Source organism: Dokdonella sp. (genome assembly GCF_036518555.1).
Classification (GTDB): Bacteria; Pseudomonadota; Gammaproteobacteria; order Xanthomonadales; family Rhodanobacteraceae; genus Dokdonella_A.
The window spans coordinates 58,649-64,648 of sequence record NZ_DATDMY010000269.1 but is presented as its reverse complement, the minus strand read 5'-3'; the positions used below and the strand labels follow the sequence as shown (position 1 = coordinate 64,648).

Here is a 6,000-nt window from a genome sequence, read left to right as displayed (position 1 = left end):
CCATCTCGGCGGCCCTTCGTCTCGGACGAAGCGATGCTCTCTCCCGAGAGCGGCCGGGGCATCGGTATTTCTACTGTGGAACATCGCCGATCGATTCGGGCTTGTCGGTCGTCGTCGAGCTGCTGCTCGGCGTCGCGATCGCTCGGCGATTCTGGAAATGTGGCGGAGAGAGAGGGATTCGAACCCTCGATAGAGCTTTTGACCCTATACTCCCTTAGCAGGGGAGCCCCTTCGGCCTCTCGGGCATCTCTCCGGGGTCGTTCGGTCGCGCCAGCGTGCGCTGGCTCGCGTCCGGCCGCGCAGGATAGCGGCTACGCCGATGCGGGTAAAGCTCAATTCGCGTGTTGGCCGCCGGAGCCTTCGGCGGACTCCTCGCCGGGTGCGAGTTCGCGCTTGATGCGCTGATAGATCTCTTCGCGATGCACCGCAACGTCTTTCGGTGCATTGATACCGATGCGGACCTGGTTGCCCTTGACGCCGAGCACGGTGACGGTCACCTCGTCTCCGATCATCAACGTCTCGCCGACGCGGCGAGTCAAAATAAGCATGTGGCTCTCCTTACACGTTGTCGGTCCGATGGATTCGCACGTGCGACAGCGTTCACCCTGCACCTGCGATCCCGGGGACCAAGTGGCAGCCTCCCTCGCTACCCTTCCCCTGTTTTATGCAACCGATTCGGCATTCTCGATGCGCGATATGTACGCCGGCACCGATATCGGAGCGTCCCGATACTAACCAAGCCATCCGGCACGCGCAATGAACGGAAGGCATTGCGCCGACACGTTTTCTTCACGTTTACATCTGCCGCTCCAGCCATGCCGGCAACGCGGCGAGCGCGGCATCGAGTGCGGGCGAATCCACGCCGCCGCCCTGCGCCATGTCGGGTCGGCCACCGCCCTTGCCGCCGATCTGCGCGGCGACGTGCGCGACGACCTCGCCCGCCTTGACCTTGCCGAGCGCAGCGCCATGCACGCCGCCGACGAGCGCGACCTTGCCTTCGGCGCCTGCGGCGAGCACGACCACGCAGTCGACGAGCTTCTGCTTGAGCGTATCGACGCCGTCGCGCAGCGCCTTCGCGTCGAGGCCGTCGACGCGCGCGACAACGACGCTGACCCCGGCGATCCTGCGCGCGGTAGAGGCAAGGTCCTGCGTCGCCGAACTCGCGGCCTTCGCCTTGTACGACTCGAGCTCGCGCTCGAGCTTCTTCTGGCGCTCGAACAGCTGGCGCAACTTGTCGACGACCTCGGGACCGTTGGCGGACAGCAGGTCCCCGATCTCGTCGAGGCGCCGTTCCTCTTCGGCGACGAACGCGATCGCCGCGGCGCCGGTCACGGCTTCGATGCGGCGCACGCCCGCGGCGACGCCACTCTCGCCGACGATCTTGAACAGGCCGATGTCGCCGGTACGACCCACATGCGTGCCACCGCACAGCTCGGTCGAAAACCCGCCCATCTTCAGCACGCGCACTTCGTCGCCGTACTTCTCGCCGAACAGCGCGATCGCACCGAAATCGAGTGCATCCTGGTACGCCATCTCGCGCACTTCCGCGGGCGCATTGCGGCGGATCTCGGCGTTGACGAGGTCCTCGATGCGACGCAGCTCGTCGGCACCGATCGGCTGGAAATGCGCGAAATCGAAGCGCAGTCGGTCGGGCGCGACGAGCGAGCCCTTCTGCTGCACGTGCGTCCCGAGCTCGTTGCGCAGCGCCGCATGCAACAGGTGCGTGGCGGAGTGATTGAGCACGATCGACTGGCGGCGGTCCGCATCGACCCGGGCGTCGAGCGCGGCGCCCTTGCGCAACGTCTTGCCGTGCCAGCGCCCGAGGTGGGCATGGAAGACGCCGCCGAGCTTGATCGTGTCGGCGACCACGAACCGGCCCTCGGGGCCGTCCAGGGTCCCGGTGTCGCCGACCTGGCCGCCGGACTCCGCGTAGAACGGCGTCCGGTCGAGCAATACGACCGCGTCTTCGCCGTCACCGAGGGATTCGACGGCGCGCCCCTCGCGCACGATCGCGACGACGCTCGCGCCCGTCGCGGCCAGGGTCTCGTAGCCGAGGAACACGGTCGGCCCCAGCGCGCTCGCGACCTCCGCCGGCAAGGTCGCCTTGCTGTCGAACTGGCTCGCGGAGCGCGCGCGTTCGCGCTGCTGCTCCATTGCCGCCTCGAAGCCTGCCATGTCGACCGACAGGCCGCGCTCGCGCGCGATGTCGGCGGTCAGGTCGACCGGGAAACCGTAGGTGTCGTAGAGGCGGAATGCATCCGAGCCCGGAATCACGCGGCCGGCCTTGCGGGCGACGTCCTCGAACACCTTCATGCCCTGCTCGAGCGTCTCGCCGAAACGTTCCTCTTCGGCGCGCAACGCGCGCTCGACGAGGTCGCGCTTCGCCGCCAGTTCCGGGTACGCATCGCCCATGACGTCGATGAGCGCCGGTACCATCGCATGGAAGAACGGTTGCTTCTGGCCGAGCATGTAGCCATGGCGCAGGGCGCGCCGGATGATCCGGCGCAGGACGTAACCGCGCCCTTCGTTCGACGGCAGCACGCCGTCGACGATGAGGAACGCGCAGGCGCGGATATGGTCGGCGATCACGCGCAACGACTTGTTCTCGAGGTCGCGCGTGCCCGTGAGGCGCGCGGCTTCGCCGATCAGGCGCTGGAACAGGTCGATCTCGTAGTTGGAATGGACGTGCTGAAGCACGGCCGCGAGGCGCTCGAGGCCCATGCCCGTGTCGACGCACGGTGCCGGCAGCGGCGTCAATGTGCCGTCGGCGGCGCGATCGAACTGCATGAAAACGAGATTCCAGATCTCGATGTAGCGGTCGCCGTCCTCGTCCGGCGACCCCGGCGGGCCGCCGGCGACGCCAGGGCCGTGATCGTAGAAGATCTCGGTGCACGGCCCGCACGGACCGGTGTCGGCCATCTGCCAGAAGTTGTCGGACGCGTATGGCGCACCCTTGTTGTCGCCGATACGCACGATCCGCGAGGCGGGAACGCCGATCTCGTCGTTCCAGATCGCGTAGGCCTCGTCATCGGTCTGGTAGACGGTGACCCACAAGCGGTCCTTCTCCAGGCCGAGCACGCCGGTCAGGAACTCCCACGCCCACGCGATCGCTTCGCGCTTGAAGTAGTCCCCGAACGACCAGTTGCCGAGCATCTCGAAGAACGTGTGGTGGCGAGCCGTGTACCCGACGGAGTCTAGGTCGTTGTGCTTGCCCCCCGCGCGCAGGCAGCGTTGCACGTCGGCCGCACGCACGTAGCCGAGTTTCTCGCTGCCGAGAAACACGTTCTTGAACTGCACCATGCCGGAGTTGGTGAACAGCAGGGTCGGATCGTTCGACGGAACGAGCGAACTCGACGGCACGATCGTATGGTCCTTGGAGCGGAAGAACTCCAGGAACGCGGAGCGGATTTCGGAGGTTTTCATCGGGCGGATCGGAGCGGATGCGAAAGGCGGGCACGCCATGAGATGCGGTCCGGAATTCGAGCCATCAATCCAACTCTTCGCCCGGATCGTCCACTTCGGCATGCGTGACGGCGCGTACTGTCGCCGGATCGAAGCCGCGGCGCAAGAGAAACCCGACCCGGGCCGCGCGTTCCTCGCGGTCCTTCGGCGCCGTGGTGCCGTAGCGACGCCTCAATTGCGCCGAGGCGGCCGCATCCCAGTCGCCGGTGGACGACGCGATCGCCTCTTCGATCACGGCCTGCGCGAGGCCGTGCGACCTGAGTTCGGCTCGAATGCGACGCGGACCGTAGCCCTGCGCCCTGCGCTGACGCGCGATGCTCGCGGCGAAGCGCCGGTCGCTCTGGAAATCCTGGCGCTGCACGCGGGCGATCGCATCGCCGGTTTCGTCAGGAGCGTGACCGCGCGCCGTGAGCTTCGCCCTCAGCTCGCGTTCCGAATGCTCGCGCCGCGCGAGCAGTCCGACCGCCCGTTCGTAGCCCGAGCGCCCGGCGCCGTCCGACCGCCGCTCGCGCTTCTTCCTCACGATGCACCCCGCCTGTCGACGCCGCGACCGGGGAGGTATGCTCGACGGCTGTTTCCCCGCTGAATCCGCATCGGATGATCGAGCCTGCGACACCGCCCCTTCCCGACCCGCTGCCGCGAAAGATCAACGTCGGCTGTGGCCACGATCGCCGTGACGGCTACCTCAACATCGACTTCCACTCGGTGCACCGGCCCGACCTCGTCGCCGACGTCACCGCGCTGCCGATGCTGCCGTCCGCGAGCTTCGACGAAATCCTCGCCCAGGACGTGCTGGAACATTTCGAGCGCGCGAAAACCGCTCCGGCGCCGAGGGAATGGGCACGCCTTCTGGTTCCCGGCGGCATCCTGCACGTGCGCGTACCAAGCCTGTTCGGCATGTTCGAACTGCTCGCGCAGCCGCACTATCGCGAGCCGGCGAAGGCGGAAGAGATCATCCACCTCATGTACGGAACCCATGCCTACAACGGCGACTACCACCTTGCGGGATTCACCGCGAAGACACTCGACGACCACCTTCGGCGCGCCGGGCTGCTCGTATGCGAAGCGTCGATCCTGCACGGCTGGCTGTTCGACGTCCGCGCGCGCAAGGTGGAGCGCCTCGCGAACGACGCCGAATTCCTGCACTCGGCGTACTTCTCCATTCTCGGCCGGCCGGCCGATCCCGGCGGCCTCGACCGGTTCGGTTCCCTGCTGGCCGATGGCGGCGCCGACCGCGATGCGGTCGAGCGCGCGCTGCGCCGGAGCGACGAAGCGATATTCCTCGCGTCGAACCCGGCTTACCTGCTCCCGCACGCGGCACGCCTCGGCCTGCCATCGCGAGTGCCCTGGACGCAGCGACTGCGCAGCGTCGTCACTGCGCTGCGCAATCGACGGTAGTCCTCGACGCGGCACCCGAAGAGCGCTCCGCCCCCGCGAGGGCGATCAAGCCTCCTCGACTTCGACCGCCGGCAGCGGCGACTCACCGCCCTTGACGAGCAGCTTCGCGCGCAGCTGCGCGTCGATCGCAGCGGCGATCTCCGGATGCTCCTTGAGGTACAGGCGCGTATTGTCCTTACCCTGCCCGATCCGATCGCCGTTGTAGCTGTACCACGCGCCCGACTTGTCGACGATGTTGTTGTTGACGCCGAGTTCGATCAGTTCGCCTTCGCGCGAAGACCCCTCGCCGTACAGGATCTCGAACTCGGCCTGGCGGAACGGCGGCGCGACCTTGTTCTTGACCACCTTCACGCGCGTCTCCGAGCCGATCACTTCCTCGCCGCGCTTGACGCTGCCGATGCGCCGGATGTCGAGGCGCACGGAAGCGTAGAACTTCAGCGCATTGCCGCCGGTCGTCGTTTCCGGATTGCCGAACATGACGCCGATCTTCATGCGAATCTGGTTGATGAAGATGACCAAGGTGCCTGATTTCTTGATGTTCGCGGTGAGCTTGCGCAGGGCCTGGCTCATGAGGCGCGCCTGCAGGCCGACGTGCGAGTCGCCCATTTCGCCTTCGATTTCCGCCTTCGGCGTCAGCGCGGCGACCGAGTCGATCACGACGACATCGACCGCGCTGGAGCGCACCAGCATGTCGGCGATCTCGAGCGCCTGTTCGCCGGTGTCCGGCTGCGACACGAGCAGGTCGTCGACATTGACGCCGAGCTTTTCCGCGTAGCTCGGGTCGAGCGCGTGCTCGGCGTCGACGAACGCCGCCGTGCCGCCATTGCGTTGGCAGTTGGCGATGACCTGCAGGGTCAGGGTGGTCTTGCCCGACGATTCCGGCCCGTAGATCTCGACGACGCGCCCGCGCGGCAAGCCCCCTACGCCGAGCGCGATGTCGAGGCCGAGGGAGCCGGTCGACACCACGTCGATCGCCTCATCGGTCTTGTCGCCCATGCGCATGACGGCGCCCTTGCCGAATTGCTTCTCGATCTGGCTGAGTGCAGAGGCGAGTGCCTTGCGCTTGTTGTCGTCCATCGCGGAATCCTCGAATTCGTTTGGGTGGCGGCGACACTGCCGCCGCGGCGTCTCAGCGTGTAA

Annotated in this window: 5 protein-coding genes and 1 tRNA gene; 1 reads left to right on the top strand and 5 read right to left on the bottom strand. The window is 66.9% G+C overall.

What is annotated here, in order from left to right:
* Window positions 1-160: 160 nt before the first annotated feature.
* From VI238_RS14870 to VI238_RS14855, 4 genes are all read right to left on the bottom strand, one after another.
* A tRNA-Ser gene (locus tag VI238_RS14870) sits at window positions 161-253 on the bottom strand.
* Between the two features lie 79 nt (window positions 254-332).
* Window positions 333-548: a carbon storage regulator CsrA gene (csrA, locus tag VI238_RS14865; RefSeq protein ID WP_331652722.1), complete on the bottom strand. Its 216-nt coding sequence runs from the start codon at window positions 546-548 to the stop codon at window positions 333-335.
* 247 nt (window positions 549-795) lie between these two features.
* Window positions 796-3,423: an alanine--tRNA ligase gene (gene alaS, locus VI238_RS14860; RefSeq protein WP_331652720.1), complete on the bottom strand. Its 2,628-nt coding sequence runs from the start codon at window positions 3,421-3,423 to the stop codon at window positions 796-798.
* Window positions 3,424-3,487: 64 nt separating this feature from the next.
* The gene (locus tag VI238_RS14855) at window positions 3,488-3,985 is read right to left on the bottom strand and encodes a regulatory protein RecX (protein ID WP_331652718.1); all 498 of its coding nucleotides are present in this window, start codon (window positions 3,983-3,985) and stop codon (window positions 3,488-3,490) included.
* 74 nt (window positions 3,986-4,059) lie between these two features.
* On the opposite strand from VI238_RS14855, the gene VI238_RS14850 reads away from it, so the two are divergent.
* A complete protein-coding gene (locus VI238_RS14850; RefSeq protein WP_331652716.1) occupies window positions 4,060-4,860 on the top strand; it encodes a methyltransferase domain-containing protein in 801 nt (266 codons plus the stop codon).
* A gap of 45 nt (window positions 4,861-4,905) precedes the next feature.
* Here the strand turns inward: VI238_RS14850 and recA are convergent, their stop codons facing one another.
* Window positions 4,906-5,937, bottom strand: coding sequence for a recombinase RecA (gene recA, locus VI238_RS14845; RefSeq protein WP_331652714.1), 1,032 nt, complete (start codon window positions 5,935-5,937; stop codon window positions 4,906-4,908).
* Between the last annotated feature and the right edge of the window lie 63 nt (window positions 5,938-6,000).

Bases quoted from the DNA above. Each gene is read 5' to 3' on its own strand.
- alaS (WP_331652720.1), bottom strand. From the start codon at position 3,423: ATGAAAACCTCCGAAATCCGCTCCGCGTTCCTGGAGTTCTTCCGCTCC.
- csrA (WP_331652722.1), bottom strand. From the start codon at position 548: ATGCTTATTTTGACTCGCCGCGTCGGCGAGACGTTGATGATCGGAGAC.
- recA (WP_331652714.1), bottom strand. From the start codon at position 5,937: ATGGACGACAACAAGCGCAAGGCACTCGCCTCTGCACTCAGCCAGATC.
- VI238_RS14850 (WP_331652716.1), top strand. From the start codon at position 4,060: ATGATCGAGCCTGCGACACCGCCCCTTCCCGACCCGCTGCCGCGAAAG.